This is a genomic window from Yersinia sp. 2540 StPb PI (assembly GCF_052217165.1).
Classification (GTDB): Bacteria; Pseudomonadota; Gammaproteobacteria; order Enterobacterales; family Enterobacteriaceae; genus Yersinia; species Yersinia enterocolitica_E.
This window is the reverse complement of record NZ_JAZGQC010000001.1, coordinates 4,609,576-4,629,174: the sequence shown is the minus strand read 5'-3', so window position 1 is coordinate 4,629,174 and position 19,599 is coordinate 4,609,576. Positions and strand designations below refer to the sequence as shown.

The following is a 19,599-nucleotide window of genomic DNA, read 5'->3' as shown; positions in this document are numbered from 1 at the left end:
CTTATGTTACATAAAATGAAAGCATTACGAACGGCAGCCCTGACGGTATTGATGCTGACTGCCGGACAGGTGCAAGCTGAATATCAGTGCAGTGTAAAACCGCAGGATGATGTGATTATCAGCCCGCAATCTGTGCAGATAGTGGGAGCCAGCGGTAATTTGCAGATTTCGCCTGATGGCGATGTTACCCGTAATGGTAAAACACTGACGCTGACCGACGCGCAGCGCCAACAGGCGTTCCGCTACCAGACTGCGTTGCGCAAAGATTTGCCGTGGATAGATCAGGGCGCGCAACAGCATCTTGAAAAAGCACGAGTTTCTTTGGATAAAGTGATTGTTCAACAACTGGGGAGCAGCAGTAATGTGCGCAACCGGCTCACCACATTGAATGATCAACTAAAGCAACAGATGAACCGTATCATTGAGAAACGTAGCGATGGTTTAACCTTCCATCATCAGGCCATCGATCAGGTAGAAAAAGATGGTCGCCAGTTGGTACAGCAAAGTATGGGCGGTGTGTTGCAAGATAGCTTGAACGAGATGGGGGTTAAGCAGGCGACTAGTGGTAGTGGCGGTAATAATCCGTTGCAAGCCATTATGGGCAATTTGGGTGGGTTACAACAGGCTATTCAGAACGAATGGAATAATCAGGAACAGGAGTTCCAGCAGTTTGGCCATGAAGTCTGTGGGCGGGTGACGACACTGGAGCAGCAGCGTAAGGATTTACTTAAGTCGCTGAACTAAATCCCCTTGATATTCAATCCATTGGGGGTTAGCTAAAGCAGGTTTAGGCTGTGGGCTTCGCCTGAACCTGCTTTTTTACGCATTAGATTTACAAAAACAGTTCTAGCAGTGAATTAAGGAATAATTTTCCTTTCTCGGTAATCTGCCAGTACTCCTCTGTTTCGATTAAATACCCTTTGGCCAATGCCTCGTCTAACTGTGGGCGAATAGTGCTTTCAGCCAGACCAGTGAAGTGGTAGAAATCTGCCCGTGGTGCGGCTTCTAATAACCGGAAACGGTTCATAAAGAACTCAAAAGGCCGGTCAGCCGTTTCCACTTCATACTGTTTATCCAGATATTTACCCTGCATGAAGCCACGGGGATGTTTGGTCTTTATCGTCCGTAGGATGCGGCCATCGCTAAACGTGACTTTACCGTGCGCCCCGCAGCCAATTCCCAGATAATCACCAAAGCGCCAGTAATTGAGGTTATGTTGGCATTGGTAGCCCGGCTTGGCATAGGCCGAGGTTTCATACTGCTGATATCCGGCAGCAGTAAGTAATTGATGTCCTTGCTGGAAAATATCCCACAGTGCATCGTCATCGGGCAAAACCGGCGGGCGTGAACTGAAACCAGTATTAGGCTCAATCGTCAGTTGATACCAAGATAAATGTGGCGGATCCAGTGCGATAGCTTGGCGCAAATCATCCAGCGCCTCTTCCAGTGTTTGATCAGGCAAGCCGTGCATTAAATCCAGATTAAAGCTACGTAAATTCAGTGAGGTTGCCAGCTCTGCGGCTCGTTTAGCTTCATCTGGCCCATGAATCCGCCCAAGACGCGTTAATTTCTGTGCGCTAAAGCTTTGTACGCCGATGGAGATACGGTTAATACCGGCGCGTTGATAGCCGCTGAAGCGGTCAGCTTCGACAGCGCCTGGGTTTGCTTCCATGGTGATTTCAGCACCGGCTGCAAGGGGTAATCTGGCACGCACACCATCAAGCAGTTGTTGCATCGCTGCGGCACTGAGTAAACTCGGGGTGCCACCACCAATAAAAATAGTGCTAATTTCACGACCACTGGCCAGTGGTACGTCGGCATCAAGATCCGCTAATAAGTGCTCTACATATTCCTGATGAGGAACATCACCTTTCAGTGCATGAGAGTTAAAGTCACAGTAAGGGCACTTCTGCACACACCAGGGAATATGAATATAGAGACTGAGCGGAGGTAACTTAAGCATTACGCAGCGCATCCAGCATCAGTTTCAGCGCCTGACCACGGTGTGATACTGCGTGTTTTTCTTCACGAGTTAATTCTGCAGCGGTTTTACCCAACTCTTTTACATAAAAAATGGGGTCATAGCCAAATCCTGCCTCCCCTACGGGGTGGTGAGCAATCACTCCCGGCCATTGGCCGTGAAACACTAAAGGTGTTGGGTCTTCAGCATGGCGCATATAGACCAGCACGCAGTGGAATTGGGCACCACGTTGTGCATCAGGGGTATCTTTCAACGCCACTAGCAGTTTTTCGAGGTTATCTTGATCACTGGCATCAGTACCCGCGAAGCGTGCGGAGTAAATCCCTGGTGCGCCACCTAGCGCATCAACAGCAAGGCCCGAGTCATCGGCGATAGCAGGCAAACCGGTAATTTGTGCGGCATGGCGCGCTTTTAATATGGCATTTTCGATAAAAGTTAAGCCAGTTTCATCGGCGGATTCTACGCCTAGTTCGGTTTGTGCGACCACATCCAAACCAAAATCGGCCAGCAAATTTGCCAACTCACGCACTTTGCCGGGGTTACCGGTGGCTAATACTATTTTTTGCATGGAGGGATCCTGAATTTTATTAGAGCTGACAGTTATTCTTGCGGAAGTCTCTATCACTCGAGCAGTGCCGCAACTTCTGGCGGTATCTGTTGCGGATTAACAATTTTGATCTGTTTGTGCCGCCCCTGTTCACCTTTTTCGATAACTACCTGGCTTTTCGCTACCCGAAATTGTTTAGCGATAAACTTGATCAAGTGGGTATTAGCTTGGCCATCTACCGGTGGGGCGGTAATGGCGATTTTCAGTTCATCGCCATGTAAACCGACTATCTGATCACGGCTGGCTTTGGGCTGAATATATAGCCTCAGAACCAGCCCGTCCAGCAAGGGTGTTACTGCACTCACAGCATAACCCAAAGCTCGCCTAACATATCCATACCTAAGAAGTTGATCAGATACAGGATAAGAATAACGATCATCGCCGAAAAATCGATACCGCCCATGGCAGGCAAGATGCGGCGAATCGGAGCCATTAAAGGCTCAGTCAACTGATACAGCAGATAGTCCATTGGACTACGGCCCTGACTCACCCAACTCATCAATGCACGGATAATCATTACCCAGAAAATCAGGTAACCGGCAGCTTTAAACAGTGCAATAACACCAAACAGCAGATTATAAGGGTTGAGTGAGATAGCACCGCTACCAATCAGCAGCAACAGTGGGAACTTAATGGTCATCAGCAGGTATGCCAGCAGCAGTGATGCGCTGTCGATTGGCCCCATGGAAGGAATGATCCGACGCAATGGACCAATAATCGGCTGGGTAATTTTCACCACAAATTGTGAAAATGGGTTGTAGAAATCGCTGTGAACCCACTGCATCCAGATACGCAACAGCAGTACCATCACATACAGGTCAATGACCGTTTTGGCCAAAAAAGTCAGCGTTAGCATGAGTTGCTTTAGTCCTTATCCTTAATATTGGATATACACAAATAGAGAATCTATCAGCGTACTTTATAAGCCCCTATCTTAACGAGAAAGCAATAAGGGTAGTGTCGGATTTTGTAAATTTTGTCGTAGTTAGAACAGCTTTTCCATTTCTTTCGCCCGTTTGATAGCGGCTTGCATGGCGCTGGCAACAGTTTCTGGTAAATGCTGCTCGTTAAATACCCTAATTGCCTCGGCCGTCGTCCCTCCTTTCGAGGTCACCTGTTCACGTAGTGTCGAAAGTGGCAATTGCGGATTAGCTTCCACGAGTGCAGTCGCTCCAGAGGCGGCTTGTTGCACCAGTAGGCGTGCGGTTTCACTATCAAAACCTAACCGTTCGGCTTCCTGTTGCATTGCTTCCATAAACAGGAAGAAATAGGCCGGTGCACTGCCTGCTGCGGCAATAACGTTGTTGATGCCGTTTTCATCATTCACCCAACAGACTTTTCCTACTGAGCTCATCAGCGAGGCGGTAAAGTTACGATCGTCCTGTGAAACCTGCTCTGGTGCATATAGGCCGCTCATCCCTTTACCCACCAGAGATGGGGTATTAGGCATAATACGCACCAAATTGAGTTTATCCCCCAATAGCGCATAGAAACGTGCAACCTGAATACCCGCAGCAATGGAAAGTACCAGTTTGCCGGTGAAATCGACATTATCTCGCAATGCCTGACATACATCGGCCATTAATTGAGGTTTAACCGCTAAGACGATCACCCCAGCCTTTTGTGCTTGAGCGTTATTATCATCACTACTGATGACACCAAATTCAGCGGCCAGAGCATCACGATTTTTAGCTGAAGGTGCGCAAACGCTGATCATTTTAGCGGGATAACCACCGGCAACCAACCCTGCAATAATTGCGCGAGCCATATTGCCAGCGCCAATGAATGTTATGTTGCGATGTTGCATCAATTTCTCCTATGCCCTTGGTACTTAAAGCCGCAGCCCGAAGGTGTTAATTAACATTAGCGGCTCTGACGCTAATGACTCTGGGGGTTAAGCGCGGGTACCAAAAATGGCGGTACCAATACGCACTAATGTACTTCCGGCACTAATAGCGGCTGCCATATCATCTGTCATGCCCATAGAAAGCGTATCCATCTGAGGGTAGCTGGCTTTTAAAGTCAAGAAAGCCTGATGCATTTGCTCAAATACCGCCAGTTGTCGCGGATAATCGCTTTCCGGTGCCGGAATAGCCATCAATCCGCGTAAATTCAGGTTAGGCAGCTCACTAATACTGGCTGCTAATGCGGGTAGCTCTGTTAAGGCAATCCCGGATTTACTTTGTTCATCACTGATATTGACCTGAATCAGTACGTTCAGTGCGGGCATTGCAGCTGGGCGCTGAGTGCTTAGGCGCTGCGCTATCTTCAGCCGATCAACGGTATGACACCAGGCAAAATTTTCTGCCACTAACCGGCTTTTATTGGATTGCAGCGGGCCAATAAAGTGCCATTCAAGATCGGCGCTATTGGCAAAGTAGTGGATTTTATCTACCCCTTCCTGCACATAGTTTTCACCAAAAGCATATTGCCCTGCCACGATGGCTTCTTCGATAGCGCTCACAGGTTTGGTTTTACTAACTGCAAGCAATGTCACTTCTTCTGGAGAGCGTGCGCAATTGTGTGCAACTGTTGCGATCCGCGCTCTGACATCCTGTAGATTCTGCTCAATTGTGCTCATATGGACCCAGGAGTTTGATATGGATTTCACCAGTCTGGATGATAAAAACACAGACCAGGATAACCCTGTATTTAGCGATGGCACAGCTAAATGCATTGACTTAGAAAGCCCCGAACATACCGATGATGGCTTTGATGAACAGGACTTCGCAAATAAGGTGGCGGCTAGTGTAAATCATAACGCATCGGATCTGCACCTTTGTACCGGTTATCACCCGGTATTACGTATTGATGGCGTACTGAAAACCTTCACTCACTGGCCACGGGTGAGTGTCAACTGGCTCAATAAGCTCAGTCGGCACTTATTAAGCGAGGCGCAGCATCGCCGATTGCGGGAAATGGGGCAGGTGGATTGTGCTTATACGACAATTAGTGGACAACGGCTACGGGCTAATATTTTTCAGCAACAGCAGGGGCAATCGGTAGCTTTTCGTATTATCTCTGCGGCATGCCCATCACTAGAGGAGTTGAATGTCCCACCGATTATTCACCAACTCGTTGAGCAAGATAATGGGTTGATTCTGGTTACCGGTGCGACAGGCAGTGGTAAGTCCACGACATTAAGCGCGATGATCAGTGCCATCAATCAGCATCAGGCTCGTCATATCATTACGCTTGAAGATCCGATTGAGTTTGTTCATAGCAGTCTTTCATGTTTGATCCAGCAACGGGAGCTGGGGAGCCATACCCAATCTTTTAGTCATGCCTTAACTGGAGCATTGCGTCAGGATCCCGATATCATTTTGTTGGGTGAGTTACGTGATCTGGATACGATTCGTTTAGCTCTGACTGCCGCTGAAACGGGGCATTTGGTGCTGGCTACGCTACATACTCGTACAGCCACACAGGCAATTGATCGGCTGGTTGATGTTTTCCCTGCGGCAGAGAAAGCCACTATTCAGGCACAATTGGCAGCGAGCTTACGTGCGGTTATCGCACAAAAGTTATGTAATAAAACAGCCGGTGGGCGCATTGCCGTTTTTGAAATTCTGATACAAACCACTGCCGTCAGCCATTTGATTCGTGAAGGTAAATCCTATCAGCTCCCGAATGTGATACAAGCTGGTGCGCAATCGGGGATGCAAACCTTTGAGCAAGGGATGGTACAGCGGGAGAAGCAGGGGATATTGGCAGAGCATAATGTTAGTCAATTAACATAGCGCCGCTAACCAACAGTAAGTTATTCGGGTGAATGAGAGCCGCTAACACTGCCACGGCTCCAAGTAAGAAGGGTAATTATGCTGACGGGATCTGCTGAGTAATACAGTGAATATTCCCCCCACCGAGCAGGATCTCGCGGGCGGGAACACCGGTAATAACAAAGTCTGGGAACATCTGCTGCAACAGATCTTGCGCCACGCCATCGGTACGATCATCTAACAACGGGTAAATAATTTGTTGGTTACTGATCAAAAAGTTGACGTAAGAGCCAGCCAGTCGTTCACCAGCGGTACGGGGAACCGCATCGGTGGATAGCACATCGAAAGTCTCTTCTTCGGTGTTATACAGCGGGCCGGGAGCTGGTAGTTTCCAGATTTTTAGCTTGCGGCCTTTGGCATCAACCGCATTGGATAACACATCAAAAGCAGCAACTGATCGTGCGTACTGTGGATCCTGTTGATCGTCGGTCCAATGTAGGGCAACTTCACCCGGGCGAACAAAACAGCACATATTGTCGATATGACCATCAGTTTCATCGTTATAGACGCCATCTTGCAACCAGATGAAGTGTGTAACACCCAGGTATTCACGCAATAACTGTTCAATCTGCACTTGATTCAGATGCGGATTGCGGTTTGGATTCAGCAAACATTCAGCGGTGGTTAGCAGAGTGCCTTCACCATCGGTATGAATCGAACCACCTTCTAATACCAGTGGGGCGCTGTAATGGGCGTTATGCAGGAAGTCACTCACTTGAACGGCAACTTTCTCATCTTGTTGCCAGTTGGCATACAGGCCACCGTTAAGGCCGCCCCATGCGTTGAACTGCCAATCCACAGCGCGGCGTTCACCGCTACCGTTAATCACCATCGTCGGGCCGGTGTCACGCATCCAGGCATCATCACTGGCCATTTCGACCAATGTTACGTTAGCAGGTAGGGTTGCTTTAGCCTGAGCCATAAATTCAGCTGGCACGCCCATAAATACGGGGGTTGTACCGCTGATGGCCTCAGCGACTTTGGCAAACGTCTGCTGAGCGGGAGTCCCCTTGCCACGCCAGTTATCCTGACGATATGGCCACAGCATCCAGACCGCATCCTGCTTTGCCCACTCGGCAGGCATAAAGAAGCCATCCTGCTGCGGTGTGCCGGGCAGGGCTTGTGAAGCTGAAGCTTGTAAAATCTCATCTTGTGCAGACATAAATTATCTCCGGGTCTTGCCGTCAGAAGTGGCTAAAGCTTGATACATTTCTGGGCGGCGATCGCGGAACAAGCCCCATGAAGCGCGCTGGGCAGCGATTTCTTGTAAATCAAATTCATGTACCAAAACAGCCTCATCCGTTTTGTTGGCCTGAGCCAGCAGAGCGCCAGTCTGGTCAGCAATGAACGAGGATCCGTAGAAGGTCATTTCCAGGCCCGCTATAAATTTACTTTTCTCGGTACCGATACGGTTAGATGCAATTACGGGCACCAGGTTTGCAGCGGCGTGGCCCTGCTGTACGCGGGTCCAGTGTGGTTGGCTATCGATTTCAGGATAGGCCGGTTCAGAACCAATCGCGGTCGGGTAGAAGATGATTTCCGCACCAAGCAGTGCCAGACTACGGGCCGTTTCCGGGAACCACTGATCCCAACAGATGCCAACGCCTACTTTGGCATAACGGGTTTGCCAGACTTTAAAACCGGTATCGCCTGGAATAAAGAATTGTTTTTCCTGATAAGCCGGGCCGTTAGGAATATGGGTCTTACGGTATACATCTAACACCGAGCCATCAGCATCAATCATAACCAGCGAGTTATAATAAGCATTGTTGGCTTTCTCAAAGAAGCTCAGCGGTAACACCACTTCCAGCTCGGCTGCCAGCTTGGCGAAGTGCTTAATTAACGGGCTACTATCCAGCTCTTGGGCCAGTGCATAGTGTTCCGGGCTTTGATCAATACAGAAATAAGGTGCGGCAAACAGCTCCTGAATCAGGATAATCTGTGCACCTTTGGCATGCGCTTGACGTACCAGTTTCTCGGCATTTTCAATGTTCTTAGGCAGGTCCCAAGAGCAAGCCATTTGAGTCGCAGCAACAGTCACTTTAGTCATGAGAAAACCTCAATAAATGTAAAAAACACCCGCATGGGGTGTGCAATATTTGAGCCGCTGATTGGCATAGGTTCAGTATACAATCCTGTGGGTACAGGTGTCACGATATGCGGGGGATTGCCAAACCAGACGGTGGAAACATAATCTGGGTAACCGTATCTGAAGCTGAATAAAAACCTATTCAGCCAGCCTGTTCATCAAACCAACTTTCCAGAATAATGACCGCAGATGCCGCATCGACACTGCCTTTATCCAAAGCACGGTAGCCGCCACTGTCAAATAAGTTGGCGCGGGCTTCTACGGTGCTGAGGCGTTCATCCTGTAAGGCTATTTGTACACCAAAGCGGCCATGTAAGCGGTTGGCAAACCTGCGCGCGCGGGTAGTTAGGGGTTGCTCGGTGCCATCCATATTCAGCGGCAGCCCGACAACCACTAAATCAGGTTGCCACTCTTTCAGCAGTTTTTCGACTTTCTGCCAGTCTGGCGTGCCATCCTGCGCTTTAAATGACGTTAGCGCGCGGGCAGTGCCGGTCACTTCTTGGCCAATAGCTACGCCGATACTTTTAGTCCCAAAATCAAAGGCAACAATCGTGCGATTAGCCATTAGGCGTGTCCTGCTTGCGGAGCAATATTAAAGATATTGATACCCAACTTGTTGGCCGCAGCTTGCCAACGTTCTGCAATTGGCGTGTGGAACAGAATGTTAGTATCAGCCTCAATCGTCAACCAGGTGTTATCCAGCAATTCCTGCTCTAGTTGCCCTTTTTGCCAGCCTGCATAACCCAATGCCACCAGTAGATTTTTAGGTTGTTCTGGCGTCCCTAGGGTCTCCAGTACATCTTTGGAGGTGGTTATCATCGTATCGGCTGAGATAGGAATACTGGAGCCGAATCCTTCCCGTGGTGAATGTAGGATAAATCCCCGATCCTCTGCCAGTGGCCCACCGGTTAATACCGGTTTATCCAGACGTATCGCCGGATCCCGTGGTGAAGGGCTGATTTTCAGTTTTTCCAGCACAGTTTCTACCGTGAACTGTTCCATAGGTTTGTTTATCACTAAGCCCATTGCGCCCTCTTGGTTATGCTCGCAGATGTAAATAACCGAGCGCATAAATAGGGGGTCCTGAAGTGAAGGCATAGCGATAAGAAAATGATGCTGTAAATTCATTATGTTATATAGGGGATTCGCTGAGTTAAGGGGTGAACTTTTGTCAGTATGCGGATAAATGCCAATAAAGTCACGGATCCCCTTCGTCCTTGAAGCCGCAGGGGTGTTGGCTACGTTCATGCACCCGAATCACTTGACTGCGTAAGCTCATCGGGATTAATGAGCCTCATCCTTGAGGCTCACCCTGCGGGCTTGCATAAATGCTGTTCAAATCGGTTCCCGACCGATTTGTTACTCTCTTGCCGCCTACCTGCAACTCCAATGACTTTGGGGGGACCCTTCGTCCTTGAAGCCGCAGGGGTGTTGGCTACGTTCATGCACCCGAATCACTTACTTGAGTAAGCTCATCGGGATTAATGAGCCTCATCCTTGAGGCTCACCCTGCGGGCTTGCATAAATGCTGTTCAAATCGGTTCCCGACCGATTTGTTACTCTCTTGCCGCCTACCTGCAACTCCAATGACTTTGGGGGGACCCTTAGTCCTTGAAGCCGCAGGGGTGTTGGCTACGTTCATGCACCCGAATCACTTGACTGCGTAAGCTCATCGGGATTAATGAGCCTCATCCTTGAGGCTCACCCTGCGGGCTTGCATAAATGCTGTTCAAATCGGTTCCCGACCGATTTGTTACTCTCTTATCGCCTACCTGCAACTCCAATGACTTTGGGGAGGGTATCGAGTTTATTTATTAGCTAACCGCGCTTCAATTGCATCCATCAGCATTTTGGTAATGGACACATCCGGGAAGGCAGCTTCAATTTCACGGATGCAGGTCGGACTGGTGACATTAATTTCAGTCAGACGATCGCCGATAATATCTAACCCGACGAAAATTAAGCCTTTCTGCTTCAGTACCGGTGCGACAGCGCGGGCAATCGCCCAGTCGCTCTCACTGAGTGGACGGGCTTCGCCTCGGCCGCCGGCTGCCAGATTACCCCGGGTTTCACCTTGCGCCGGGATACGTGCCAGGCAGTAAGGCACCGGCTCGCCGTCAACCACCAAGACCCGTTTATCGCCTTCTTTGATGGCTGGCAGGAAGTTCTGTGCCATGCAGAATCGGCTGCCCAATTCGGTCAGAGTTTCAATAATCACCGACAAGTTAGGATCATCTTGTTTCACACGGAAGATTGAGGTCCCCCCCATACCATCCAGCGGTTTCAGAATGATATCACCGTGTTTTTGATGGAATTTACGAATGCGGTCTTTATTGCGGCTGACCAGAGTATCCGGCGTTAATTCAGGGAACCAGGCGGTAAACAGCTTCTCATTACAGTCACGCAGGCTCTGCGGCTTGTTCACTACCAGTGTGCCCTTATCTTCTGCGCGCTCCAGAATATAGGTGGCGTAGATGAATTCAGTATCAAACGGCGGATCTTTGCGCATCAGGATGACATCAAGGTCGTGCAGGGGGATATCCTGTTCAGCGCCGAAACTGAACCAACTCTCTTTATCCTGTTTTACGCTGAGTAGACGGGTACTGGCTCGGCCTTCACCACCCTGTAAGTACAGGTCGCCCATCTCCATGTAATGCAGTTCCCAACCACGGCGCTGTGCTTCCAATAGCATGGCAAAGCTGGAGTCTTTCTTGATATTAATGGACGAGATTGGGTCCATTACGATGCCGAGCTTGATCATTCTTCTCTCCTAATGGGAACGAATTTTATCCCAGATCACCAAACCGCACCTGTAAAGCAGTGATTGCGGTAAGAGCTGTAGTTTCGGTACGTAGAACTCGTGGACCTAGCAGGATATCAGTAAATCCAAGGCGCGAGGTCATGGCAATTTCATCGGCAGAGAGGCCGCCCTCCGGGCCAATCAACAAACGCACTTTATTGAGCGTCGGGGGAAGGGTATTGATGCTATTACTGGCGCGCGGATGTAGATTCAGTTTCAGGCTATCATCCTGCTCAGCACACCAGTCTGATAGTTGCATGGCGTTGCGGATTTCCGGGATCCTATTGCGGCCACACTGCTCGCAGGCAGCGATAGCAATTTTCTGCCACTGCTGGAGTTTCTTCACTAAACGCTCGCCATCGAGCTTAACCCCACAACGTTCAGAAAACAGCGGGGTAATCACATTGACACCCAGCTCAATCGATTTCTGCACGGTAAATTCCATTTTCTCGCCCCGGGAGATCACCTGACCCAAATGTAAGCTCAGTGGTGATTCACGGTCTTCCAATTGCCCTTCACCAAGCCGAACCCGCAGATTCTTTTTATCTGAGCGGACAATTTCGGCAGCGAAGACCTGATTGCTACCATCAAATAGTTGCAGGCTTTGCCCCTCAACCATACGGAGCACGCGGCCTACATGATTGGCTGCCTCATCGCTCAACGCCAGTTCGGTATTCGCCTGCAAAGGCTGTGGATGATAAATGCGGGGTATGCGCATGGGTTGCTCTAAGTCCTGAAACGAAAACATACCGCGCAGCGAGTGGTGCCACGCGAAATAAATAAGTGCCTAAGGAGACCAGAGGCAGGGAAGTATCAGCCCATATACTAGATTAGCCTTTTTGCTGCTGGCAAGCCCGTTGTACATAAGGGTTATGATTACCCTGAGCTTTCGCTATCCGCTCATCACGCTGGCATTCCCAGTTGGTGACAGGGTACTGGCGGTTCCAGACCTCAAACAGCTTGTTTTGTTGGCTGGAAAGCCGCAGTTGATATTGATCGCGCATATAAAAATAGGTGCGGGCAATTGCTCCGCGAGCACGCACTGGCGGCTCTGCCAGTTTATTTTTAAAATCAATTTTCATATCACATTGACCGTATTGGCCCTGGCTGCCATTCCATTGGGAATACATGAAGTTATTGCGGTCACCATTCACTTCGCCAATAGCCGGTTACAGATTATGCAGATCAGTTTCTATTTGGCGATAGATGGGATCTTTAGTGCAGTTTTTGCGGCCACCTTGTTGCCAGCATTGGCGCTGGTGGCCAAATTGCCAAGCCGGAACTACATGCTCCCACTCAATCCTTGCTGCTCGCTGGGCGTTTTTTCTTGGTTGATAGCCGCAACTTTTCAGGTCAGGAATACCTTTCTTACCTTGCCAATCAATTTTGCATCCGCAGTAAAAACTGCCGGGTGCACCCTGATTAATTTTTACAGCGACCGCTTTGGCCTGAGAAAAGTTATTAATGCTTTGGCTGTGACTGACCAGAGGAAGCAACGAGGAGGATAAAACCAGCAAGAATAGAATATTGCGTAACATATCTCAAAACAGCCCGATGATGAAAAGCAGGCAGGTTATAGATAATACTGATGGATAGCAAATTAACATGCTGTTTTATAACAAGTAACACCAATTCCTAACAGCTTTTTAGCGCGCTAAATTGCAGCTTTTCACCACAGTGGCGGCAGCGATATTCGCTCTCGCCGCGCTGTACTTTATTGTGGCGGCGAATGGTTAAAGCATGTTGCTGGCATTTGCACTGATAATTGAAGGTCTTACTGCGCACCGAGGCGACCTCAAACTGGTGAGTGCGGCTGGCGGGGACTTGCAATACCTGCTCCATCATCCAGCGCCACTCTTTACCATGGGGAGCAACCCGGCCAAATTGGCGATAAACCAGCAAGTGAGCCAGTTCGTGCGGCACCACTTCCTCGATAAAGTCCTGCTGATTTTCCAGTAACAATACAGGGTTAAGACGAATTTCGAAGGATTGCAGATAGGCACTACCCGCGCTAGTGCCGCGTTGATGATAATTGATTTTCGGCTCCGAGTAGGCGGTGCCAAGATGTAGATTCGCTAACTGCAATTTGTGGCGCAGGCAGCGCATAACGGCTTGCTGTAACGCGATTGGGATTCGTTGTGTACTCATATCGCCGAAGAATAAAACGGTCGATAAGCAGATGCAAGCCAGTAGGCAGGACTATTTTGAGTATATTATTATATAAAAACATATAATATAAAAATGCATAATGAAATCTAGTTATCCGAAGGGCTTATGAATAACCATCAAACGATCAACATGGATCTTATGAGGCAAGCGGCAGCAGCGGCTGGTGATGTATTACGGGTGCTGTCAAATGAGGATCGTTTGCTCTTACTGTGTCAATTGAGCCAGGGAGAAAAAGCAGTAGGTGAATTAGAAGCCGCATTGGGGATTCATCAACCAACGTTATCACAACAGCTTGGTGTGCTGCGTAGTGATGGGCTAGTGAACACTCGCCGCGACGGTAAGCGGATATTTTACTCAATCGCCGATAGTAAAGTTTTGGCACTGCTGGAGCTGCTCTATCAGCTTTATTGCCCACAAGAGCAGGGGGCAATATGACTATCGATTGGATTAACTTTACCCCTTACAGTGCACTGGCCGGAGGGGCAGTATTGGGCGTTGCTGTAACGCTTCTATTGTTAGCCACTGGCCGGATTGCTGGTATTAGTGGCATTTTGGGGGGCTTACTTTCGCCAAAAACAGGGGATCGCGGCTGGCGTATGGCATTCATCATTGGTTTGGTTATTTCACCTTTGGTTTATTCGCTGTTTACCGCGTTACCGGCTATCCAAATTGATGCAGGTTTGCCCACTCTGATTTTAGCCGGATTGTTGGTAGGAATTGGGACACGCTATGGTGCCGGATGTACCAGTGGGCATGGCGTCTGTGGGCTAGCTCGTTTCTCGCCACGTTCACTGGTGGCGACATTGAGCTTTATGTTTACCGGCTTTATCACTGTGGGGCTGGTTCGCCATCTATTTGCTTAGGAACAGAATATGAATCTATTTTTCTCGCTGTTGGCCGGGCTGATATTTGGTTTGGGCCTGATAGTTGCAGGTATGGCCAACCCTGCCAAGGTCTTAGGTTTTCTCGACATTAGCGGCTTATGGGACCCGTCATTGGCATTGGTGATGGCAGCCGCAGTGGCTATCGCGCTACTCGGTTTTACCTGGGCCAAAAAACGTAAAGTCAGTTTGCTGGGGCAACCCTTGCAATTGCCAGTCTCTAATCGTATTGATCGGCGGTTAATTGGCGGTAGCCTGTTGTTTGGCGTCGGTTGGGGATTAGCGGGGATATGCCCTGGGCCGGCACTGGTATTGCTGGGCGCAGGGATGTTCAAAGGGGGTGTTTTTGTCGCCGCGATGGTGGCGGGAATGGCAATATTTAGCCTACTAGAGCGTGTTCGTTAGATATAAAAAACCCCGCCAGGCGGGGTTTTTGCTGTTCAGCGCTTAACGGTTGAAGCTTATTTCAAGCCTGCAGCATCACGCAACAAAGCGGCTTTGTCGGTTTTTTCCCAAGGGAATTCTTCACGACCAAAGTGACCATAAGCTGCGGTTGCTTGATAGATCGGATGCAGCAGATCCAGCATCTGAATCAGGCCATAAGGGCGCAGTTCGAAGAATTCACGTACCAAGGTAATCAATTGATCCTCAGAGACCTTACCCGTGCCGAATGTTTCCACCATGATGGAAGTAGGCTCTGCCACACCAATGGCGTATGAAACCTGAATCTCGCAACGGTCAGCCAGGCCAGCCGCAACAATATTTTTCGCTACATAACGGGCAGCATATGCTGCTGAGCGGTCAACCTTGGATGGATCTTTACCGGAGAATGCACCGCCACCATGACGAGCCATGCCGCCGTAGGTATCAACAATGATTTTACGTCCCGTCAGACCACAGTCGCCCATTGGGCCACCGATAACGAAACGGCCTGTTGGGTTGATATGATATTTGGTGGCTGCGGTGAGCCACTCAACAGGTAGAACCGGCTTGATAATCTCTTCCATCACCGCTTCTTGTAAATCTTTCAGACTGATATCTTCTGAATGCTGCGTCGACAGAACAACCGCATCAATACCGACAATCTTGCCGTTATCATACTGGAAGGTAATCTGGCTTTTTGCATCCGGGCGCAGCCATGGCAAGGTGCCATTTTTACGCACTTCAGCCTGACGCTTTACCAAACGGTGTGCATAGGTAATAGGTGCAGGCATTAAAACGTCGGTTTCGTTAGTGGCATAGCCGAACATCAGACCCTGGTCACCCGCGCCTTGTTCTAAGGGGTCTGAACGGTCAACCCCCTGATTAATATCAGGTGATTGCTTCCCAATCGCACTTAAAACGGCGCAAGAGTTAGCATCAAACCCCATCTCAGAATTAACATAACCGATTTCGCGCACGGTTTTACGGGTGATCTCTTCGATATCTACCCATGCGTTAGTGGTAACTTCACCGCCAACTAATACCATACCCGTTTTGACATAGGTCTCGCAGGCAACACGCGCTTTTGGGTCTTGCTCAAGAATTGCGTCCAGTACCGCATCTGAAATCTGATCAGCGATTTTGTCTGGATGCCCTTCAGAGACAGATTCCGACGTAAATAAGTGTTTAGCCATTATTTTCTTTACCTTGAATACAAGTGAAAAGTCACTGCATAGCGTTGGGTGCCAGACAACAGAAACCTACGTTTAGTTAGGTATGCTGATGCATTGATGTTTTGCAACGCTTCTTTAGGCAAAGCCTTTAGCAGTCGATCCCATTTGTACTTGAAGCTGCCAGGTTGTTAGCTGCACGCAGTCTCCCGAACCACTCATTTGAGTAAGCTCATCGGGCTGATTCGTCTGCTGCCGACCCGTAACGCCAAGTTTTTTGGGCATATAAATTTAGAAGCCTTGCATGATTTGTCACATACTTAGCATTGTAGCAATTAAAATGTTTGGATGTATTAACATCTGGACGTCTATTTTAGGTCAGCTTTTACTCTTAATGCCAGCCCTTTTTGCATCAAGATATTTCTCGCTTTGGTTGTCACTTGATTTATTTACCGCTTGATACAGTTACGCGCTATTTTCATTTTGCATTTTGCTCGCGTTATAGGTATAAACTGCGCGCGCAGCTTATTTGATATGCAATGATGAAGATGGCAGAGGATGACATTAGCTCATTGTTACATTTGCAGAGTTTTGCACTCAGGTGCTTAACCGTGAATGGGCACGAAAATAGTGGCGTCATCAAACTGTTACTTAATCTGTCTATACCCAATAGATTTCAATATGCAGCTATTTCCCCTGTAACTTGAAAGATGACGGGTTTATTTAAAGTCTTGTCCGTTCAATCTGAGCGGCATGCGTGGAGGTGGTTGGATTAATGATCCGTTGTCAACTGGTTGCTGCACATCAACAGCTACGTCGTTCTGACGTTCAATCCCCCTTTGCAACCTTCCTTTCTTGTACTCCATCAAGGCGATGTTACACCCACATGGGTGCGTCTCAGGATTCGCGGGCAGGTTAACAGCCGCCTGAAGCACTGAATTCGGCTAGCCTGACCACTTTGCGGCTAATCCGATTCACAAAATCTCAATACGTATTTACAGTCGAACGTATTTTCCATTTAAACGTGTTTTACCCTTTTGGGTAATGAATAGCTGAGTGATAAACCACTTGTGGATAGCGCTTTGCAGCGTAATATTCTGCCGATTCGGCGTCCACGTGGGTTGTCCTTGCTGGTTGTAGCTGCGATAGTGGCTGACTTTATCGTCAGTATCGCAATAGAGGCGAATTATGTCTGATGATAACTTGATTGGCCGTCCGGTAGCTGCGGGCGCACATGTTTCTTTACGCTCTATGCAGGAGGTTGCCATGAATGACCGTAATGCCAGCAAGATGCTGAGCACGTATAACGTCGCCTATTGGGGTGGCAACTATTATGACGTCAACGAGTTGGGTCATATCAGCGTTTGCCCTGATCCCGATGTTCGTGAGGCGCGTGTCGATCTGGCGCAACTGGTCAAAGGAATGCAGCTTGAGCAGGGGCAACGTCTGCCTGCACTATTCTGTTTCCCACAAATTTTACAACATCGCCTACGCTCAATTAACGGTGCATTTAAACGTGCGCGTGAGTCATTTGGCTATGAAGGCGACTACTTCCTGGTTTACCCGATTAAAGTAAACCAGCATCGCCGGGTTATTGAGTCTTTAGTCAATTCTGGTGAGCCGTTGGGACTGGAAGCTGGCTCTAAAGCTGAAATGATGGCGGTTTTGGCCCATGCAGGTATGACCCGTTCGGTCATCGTTTGTAACGGTTATAAAGATCGCGAATATATTCGTCTGGCATTAATCGGCGAAAAACTGGGCCATAAGGTTTATCTGGTCATCGAAAAGATGTCAGAAATCAAAATGGTATTGGAAGAAGCCGAACGCTTGAATGTGGTTCCGCGCCTGGGTGTTCGTGCGCGCCTTGCATCACAAGGTTCCGGTAAATGGCAGGCCAGCGGTGGTGAGAAATCCAAATTTGGTTTGTCTGCCACCCAAGTGCTGCAATTGGTTGATATGCTGCGTGACGCCAATAGTCTCGAAAGCCTGCAATTACTGCATTTCCATTTGGGATCTCAGCTATCCAACATCCGTGATATCTCCACCGGGGTTCGTGAGTCCGCACGTTTCTATGTGGAATTACACAAGCTGGGTGTCAATATCCAGTGCTTCGATGTGGGTGGTGGTTTGGGGGTGGATTACGAAGGGACGCGTTCTCAGTCCGATTGCTCAGTAAACTATGGCCTGAATGAATATGCCAACAACGTTATCTGGGGGATCGGTGATGCTTGTAATGAACATGGCCTGCCGCATCCTACCGTGATTACGGAATCGGGCCGCGCAGTCACCGCGCACCATACCGTGCTGGTTTCCAATGTGATCGGCGTAGAACGCAATGAATTTAATGAGCCACAGCCACCGGAAGAAGATGCACCTCGTGCGCTGATAAGCCTGTGGGATACCTGGCTGGAAATGCAAGAGCCGGAAAACCGCCGCTCTCTGCGCGAATGGCTACACGACAGTCAAATGGACTTACATGATGTGCATAGCCAATATGCCCACGGTATATTGGATCTGACACAACGCGCTTGGGCAGAACAGATGTATCTGAGTATCTGCAATGATATCCAGAAGCAACTGGACCCAAGCAACCGTGCACACCGGCCAATTATTGATGAGCTGCAAGAACGTATGGCTGACAAGCTGTACGTGAATTTCTCGCTGTTCCAATCTATGCCGGATGCCTGGGGTATCGATCAGCTATTCCCAGTTTTGCCACTGGAAGGGCTAGATAAACCACCAGAGCGCCGTGCGGTATTGCTGGATATTACTTGTGACTCAGACGGTACCATCGACCATTATATCGACGGTGATGGGGTAGCAACCACCATGCCGATGCCGCCATATGATGCAGAAAACCCGCCATTGTTGGGCTTCTTTATGGTTGGTGCCTATCAAGAGATTCTGGGCAATATGCATAACTTGTTTGGCGATACTGCCGCGGTTGATGTGTATGTATTCCCAGACGGCACGGTTGAAGTTGAGCAGACTGACGAAGGTGATACCGTCGCAGATATGCTGGAATATGTTCAGTTGAACCCAGAGAAATTGTTGAACCAATTCCGTGATCAGGTGAAAGAAACTGATCTGGATACCGAGTTGCAGGCGCAGTTTATGGAAGAGTTCGAAGCAGGACTGTACGGTTATACTTATCTCGAAGATGAGTAACGGCTAACGGCTTCTATCTCAACGGAATAAATCTCTCTATTTAAGGGCAAACTCAGGTTTGCCCTTTTTGTTTGCCCCTGTCACTGGTGATTGTCCAAATATCAACCACACTAATATTGGTCATTTATGATGCTTAGCTGAGAGGTGCTTGAATGGGATGGGTCAGTGTTTGTAAGGTAAATTACGTTAAGCCCGATTTTCCTTTCTCAGCGCAGATTGATGATAAAAGGATTGGCGTCTATGTCATCGATGGTGAGTATTTCGCGATGCAGGATATTTGCCCTCACGCTAATGCGTTGCTAAGTCAGGGTTTTATGGATGGAGAAACCGTTGAATGCCCACTGCACGGTGCACTATTTGATGTGCGGACCGGCCAGTGCTTGCGTGAGCCAGGCGATAGGGATTTAGCAACCTATCCAGTGCGCATTAAAGGTGATCAGATTGAGGTAAATCTGGACGTAGGTAGTGGCGGGTAATATTTAGTAATAAGAGACTAACGCCCGCCAAATCACGGGCGTTATACAGTGATAATT

At 48.8% G+C, this 19,599-nt stretch carries 22 protein-coding genes and 1 pseudogene; 8 read left to right on the top strand and 15 right to left on the bottom strand.

What is annotated here, in order from left to right; all coding sequences use genetic code 11:
• Window positions 1–3 precede the first annotated feature (3 nt).
• Complete coding sequence (locus V1956_RS21710) at window positions 4–744, top strand: DUF2884 domain-containing protein (protein WP_420071521.1); 741 nt, start codon at window positions 4–6, stop codon at window positions 742–744.
• Window positions 745–832: 88 nt separating this feature from the next.
• Here the strand turns inward: V1956_RS21710 and hemW are convergent, their stop codons facing one another.
• From hemW to V1956_RS21680, 6 genes are all read right to left on the bottom strand, one after another.
• Window positions 833–1,963, bottom strand: coding sequence for a radical SAM family heme chaperone HemW (gene hemW, locus V1956_RS21705; protein ID WP_372560624.1), 1,131 nt, complete (start codon window positions 1,961–1,963; stop codon window positions 833–835).
• Window positions 1,956–2,549, bottom strand: coding sequence for an XTP/dITP diphosphatase (locus V1956_RS21700; protein ID WP_372560625.1), 594 nt, complete (start codon window positions 2,547–2,549; stop codon window positions 1,956–1,958). Before V1956_RS21700 ends, hemW begins: the two co-directional genes overlap by 8 nt.
• A gap of 53 nt (window positions 2,550–2,602) precedes the next feature.
• The gene (gene yggU / locus V1956_RS21695; protein WP_083164094.1) at window positions 2,603–2,893 is read right to left on the bottom strand and encodes a DUF167 family protein YggU; all 291 of its coding nucleotides are present in this window, start codon (window positions 2,891–2,893) and stop codon (window positions 2,603–2,605) included.
• Window positions 2,890–3,444: a YggT family protein gene (locus V1956_RS21690; protein WP_083162683.1), complete on the bottom strand. Its 555-nt coding sequence runs from the start codon at window positions 3,442–3,444 to the stop codon at window positions 2,890–2,892. Before V1956_RS21690 ends, yggU begins: the two co-directional genes overlap by 4 nt.
• A gap of 129 nt (window positions 3,445–3,573) precedes the next feature.
• Window positions 3,574–4,395: a pyrroline-5-carboxylate reductase gene (gene proC / locus V1956_RS21685; protein WP_372560627.1), complete on the bottom strand. Its 822-nt coding sequence runs from the start codon at window positions 4,393–4,395 to the stop codon at window positions 3,574–3,576.
• 87 nt (window positions 4,396–4,482) lie between these two features.
• Window positions 4,483–5,169, bottom strand: a complete 687-nt coding sequence (locus V1956_RS21680; RefSeq protein ID WP_372560628.1) for a YggS family pyridoxal phosphate-dependent enzyme — start codon at window positions 5,167–5,169, stop codon at window positions 4,483–4,485.
• Window positions 5,170–5,188: 19 nt separating this feature from the next.
• Between V1956_RS21680 and V1956_RS21675 the strand changes: the two genes are divergently transcribed.
• The gene (locus V1956_RS21675) at window positions 5,189–6,328 is read left to right on the top strand and encodes a type IV pilus twitching motility protein PilT (RefSeq protein WP_420074720.1); all 1,140 of its coding nucleotides are present in this window, start codon (window positions 5,189–5,191) and stop codon (window positions 6,326–6,328) included.
• A gap of 76 nt (window positions 6,329–6,404) precedes the next feature.
• On the opposite strand, the gene aguA is transcribed toward V1956_RS21675, so the two are convergent.
• The 8 genes and pseudogenes from aguA to V1956_RS21635 all read right to left on the bottom strand — a co-directional run bounded on the left by aguA (window position 6,405) and on the right by V1956_RS21635 (window position 13,404).
• A complete protein-coding gene (gene aguA, locus V1956_RS21670; protein ID WP_442825653.1) occupies window positions 6,405–7,529 on the bottom strand; it encodes an agmatine deiminase in 1,125 nt (374 codons plus the stop codon).
• 3 nt (window positions 7,530–7,532) lie between these two features.
• A complete protein-coding gene (gene aguB, locus V1956_RS21665; RefSeq protein ID WP_083162691.1) occupies window positions 7,533–8,417 on the bottom strand; it encodes an N-carbamoylputrescine amidase in 885 nt (294 codons plus the stop codon).
• A 181-nt stretch (window positions 8,418–8,598) separates the two neighbouring features.
• Window positions 8,599–9,021: a Holliday junction resolvase RuvX gene (ruvX, locus tag V1956_RS21660; RefSeq protein ID WP_083162693.1), complete on the bottom strand. Its 423-nt coding sequence runs from the start codon at window positions 9,019–9,021 to the stop codon at window positions 8,599–8,601.
• Window positions 9,021–9,584, bottom strand: a complete 564-nt coding sequence (locus tag V1956_RS21655) for a YqgE/AlgH family protein (RefSeq protein ID WP_083162695.1) — start codon at window positions 9,582–9,584, stop codon at window positions 9,021–9,023. Before V1956_RS21655 ends, ruvX begins: the two co-directional genes overlap by 1 nt.
• A 679-nt stretch (window positions 9,585–10,263) precedes the next feature.
• Window positions 10,264–11,217 (bottom strand): glutathione synthase, encoded by a 954-nt coding sequence (gene gshB, locus V1956_RS21650; RefSeq protein WP_372560631.1) that lies wholly within the window; start codon window positions 11,215–11,217, stop codon window positions 10,264–10,266.
• A gap of 25 nt (window positions 11,218–11,242) precedes the next feature.
• The gene (rsmE, locus tag V1956_RS21645) at window positions 11,243–11,974 is read right to left on the bottom strand and encodes a 16S rRNA (uracil(1498)-N(3))-methyltransferase (protein ID WP_372560632.1); all 732 of its coding nucleotides are present in this window, start codon (window positions 11,972–11,974) and stop codon (window positions 11,243–11,245) included.
• Between the two features lie 112 nt (window positions 11,975–12,086).
• Window positions 12,087–12,794, bottom strand: a pseudogene (endA, locus tag V1956_RS21640) (deoxyribonuclease I).
• A 97-nt stretch (window positions 12,795–12,891) separates the two neighbouring features.
• Window positions 12,892–13,404 carry a SprT family zinc-dependent metalloprotease gene (locus V1956_RS21635; protein WP_420074718.1) on the bottom strand — a complete coding sequence of 171 codons (513 nt, stop codon included), beginning with the start codon at window positions 13,402–13,404 and terminating at the stop codon, window positions 12,892–12,894.
• Window positions 13,405–13,530: 126 nt separating this feature from the next.
• Between V1956_RS21635 and V1956_RS21630 the strand changes: the two genes are divergently transcribed.
• The 3 genes from V1956_RS21630 to V1956_RS21620 are packed head-to-tail and all read left to right on the top strand — an operon-like array spanning window position 13,531 to window position 14,711.
• Window positions 13,531–13,860: a metalloregulator ArsR/SmtB family transcription factor gene (locus tag V1956_RS21630; RefSeq protein WP_442825652.1), complete on the top strand. Its 330-nt coding sequence runs from the start codon at window positions 13,531–13,533 to the stop codon at window positions 13,858–13,860.
• On the top strand, window positions 13,857–14,288 hold the full coding sequence (locus tag V1956_RS21625; protein ID WP_372560636.1) for a YeeE/YedE family protein: 432 nt from the start codon (window positions 13,857–13,859) through the stop codon (window positions 14,286–14,288). Before V1956_RS21630 ends, V1956_RS21625 begins: the two co-directional genes overlap by 4 nt.
• A gap of 9 nt (window positions 14,289–14,297) precedes the next feature.
• Window positions 14,298–14,711: a DUF6691 family protein gene (locus V1956_RS21620; protein WP_442825651.1), complete on the top strand. Its 414-nt coding sequence runs from the start codon at window positions 14,298–14,300 to the stop codon at window positions 14,709–14,711.
• Window positions 14,712–14,767: 56 nt separating this feature from the next.
• Here V1956_RS21620 and metK read toward each other — a convergent pair whose 3' ends face one another.
• Window positions 14,768–15,922, bottom strand: a complete 1,155-nt coding sequence (metK, locus tag V1956_RS21615; protein WP_372560638.1) for a methionine adenosyltransferase — start codon at window positions 15,920–15,922, stop codon at window positions 14,768–14,770.
• A 751-nt stretch (window positions 15,923–16,673) separates the two neighbouring features.
• On the opposite strand from metK, the gene V1956_RS21610 reads away from it, so the two are divergent.
• The 3 genes from V1956_RS21610 to V1956_RS21600 all read left to right on the top strand — a co-directional run bounded on the left by V1956_RS21610 (window position 16,674) and on the right by V1956_RS21600 (window position 19,542).
• Window positions 16,674–16,817, top strand: a complete 144-nt coding sequence (locus V1956_RS21610; protein ID WP_420070940.1) for a hypothetical protein — start codon at window positions 16,674–16,676, stop codon at window positions 16,815–16,817.
• A 269-nt stretch (window positions 16,818–17,086) separates the two neighbouring features.
• A complete protein-coding gene (gene speA / locus V1956_RS21605) occupies window positions 17,087–19,066 on the top strand; it encodes a biosynthetic arginine decarboxylase (protein ID WP_372560639.1) in 1,980 nt (659 codons plus the stop codon).
• Between the two features lie 152 nt (window positions 19,067–19,218).
• Complete coding sequence (locus V1956_RS21600; RefSeq protein WP_420070941.1) at window positions 19,219–19,542, top strand: non-heme iron oxygenase ferredoxin subunit; 324 nt, start codon at window positions 19,219–19,221, stop codon at window positions 19,540–19,542.
• Window positions 19,543–19,599 lie beyond the last annotated feature (57 nt).

Excerpts from the sequence above, each read along its gene's own strand:
- V1956_RS21710 (WP_420071521.1), top strand. The coding sequence starts at position 4 with ATGTTACATAAAATGAAAGCATTACGAACGGCAGCCCTGACGGTATTG.
- hemW (WP_372560624.1), bottom strand. The coding sequence starts at position 1,963 with ATGCTTAAGTTACCTCCGCTCAGTCTCTATATTCATATTCCCTGGTGT.
- V1956_RS21700 (WP_372560625.1), bottom strand. The coding sequence starts at position 2,549 with ATGCAAAAAATAGTATTAGCCACCGGTAACCCCGGCAAAGTGCGTGAG.
- V1956_RS21690 (WP_083162683.1), bottom strand. The coding sequence starts at position 3,444 with ATGCTAACGCTGACTTTTTTGGCCAAAACGGTCATTGACCTGTATGTG.
- proC (WP_372560627.1), bottom strand. The coding sequence starts at position 4,395 with ATGCAACATCGCAACATAACATTCATTGGCGCTGGCAATATGGCTCGC.
- V1956_RS21680 (WP_372560628.1), bottom strand. The coding sequence starts at position 5,169 with ATGAGCACAATTGAGCAGAATCTACAGGATGTCAGAGCGCGGATCGCA.
- V1956_RS21675 (WP_420074720.1), top strand. The coding sequence starts at position 5,189 with ATGGATTTCACCAGTCTGGATGATAAAAACACAGACCAGGATAACCCT.
- aguA (WP_442825653.1), bottom strand. The coding sequence starts at position 7,529 with ATGTCTGCACAAGATGAGATTTTACAAGCTTCAGCTTCACAAGCCCTG.
- aguB (WP_083162691.1), bottom strand. The coding sequence starts at position 8,417 with ATGACTAAAGTGACTGTTGCTGCGACTCAAATGGCTTGCTCTTGGGAC.
- ruvX (WP_083162693.1), bottom strand. The coding sequence starts at position 9,021 with ATGGCTAATCGCACGATTGTTGCCTTTGATTTTGGGACTAAAAGTATC.
- V1956_RS21655 (WP_083162695.1), bottom strand. The coding sequence starts at position 9,584 with ATGAATTTACAGCATCATTTTCTTATCGCTATGCCTTCACTTCAGGAC.
- gshB (WP_372560631.1), bottom strand. The coding sequence starts at position 11,217 with ATGATCAAGCTCGGCATCGTAATGGACCCAATCTCGTCCATTAATATC.
- rsmE (WP_372560632.1), bottom strand. The coding sequence starts at position 11,974 with ATGCGCATACCCCGCATTTATCATCCACAGCCTTTGCAGGCGAATACC.
- V1956_RS21635 (WP_420074718.1), bottom strand. The coding sequence starts at position 13,404 with ATGAGTACACAACGAATCCCAATCGCGTTACAGCAAGCCGTTATGCGC.
- V1956_RS21630 (WP_442825652.1), top strand. The coding sequence starts at position 13,531 with ATGAATAACCATCAAACGATCAACATGGATCTTATGAGGCAAGCGGCA.
- V1956_RS21625 (WP_372560636.1), top strand. The coding sequence starts at position 13,857 with ATGACTATCGATTGGATTAACTTTACCCCTTACAGTGCACTGGCCGGA.
- V1956_RS21620 (WP_442825651.1), top strand. The coding sequence starts at position 14,298 with ATGAATCTATTTTTCTCGCTGTTGGCCGGGCTGATATTTGGTTTGGGC.
- metK (WP_372560638.1), bottom strand. The coding sequence starts at position 15,922 with ATGGCTAAACACTTATTTACGTCGGAATCTGTCTCTGAAGGGCATCCA.
- V1956_RS21610 (WP_420070940.1), top strand. The coding sequence starts at position 16,674 with ATGATCCGTTGTCAACTGGTTGCTGCACATCAACAGCTACGTCGTTCT.
- speA (WP_372560639.1), top strand. The coding sequence starts at position 17,087 with ATGTCTGATGATAACTTGATTGGCCGTCCGGTAGCTGCGGGCGCACAT.
- V1956_RS21600 (WP_420070941.1), top strand. The coding sequence starts at position 19,219 with ATGGGATGGGTCAGTGTTTGTAAGGTAAATTACGTTAAGCCCGATTTT.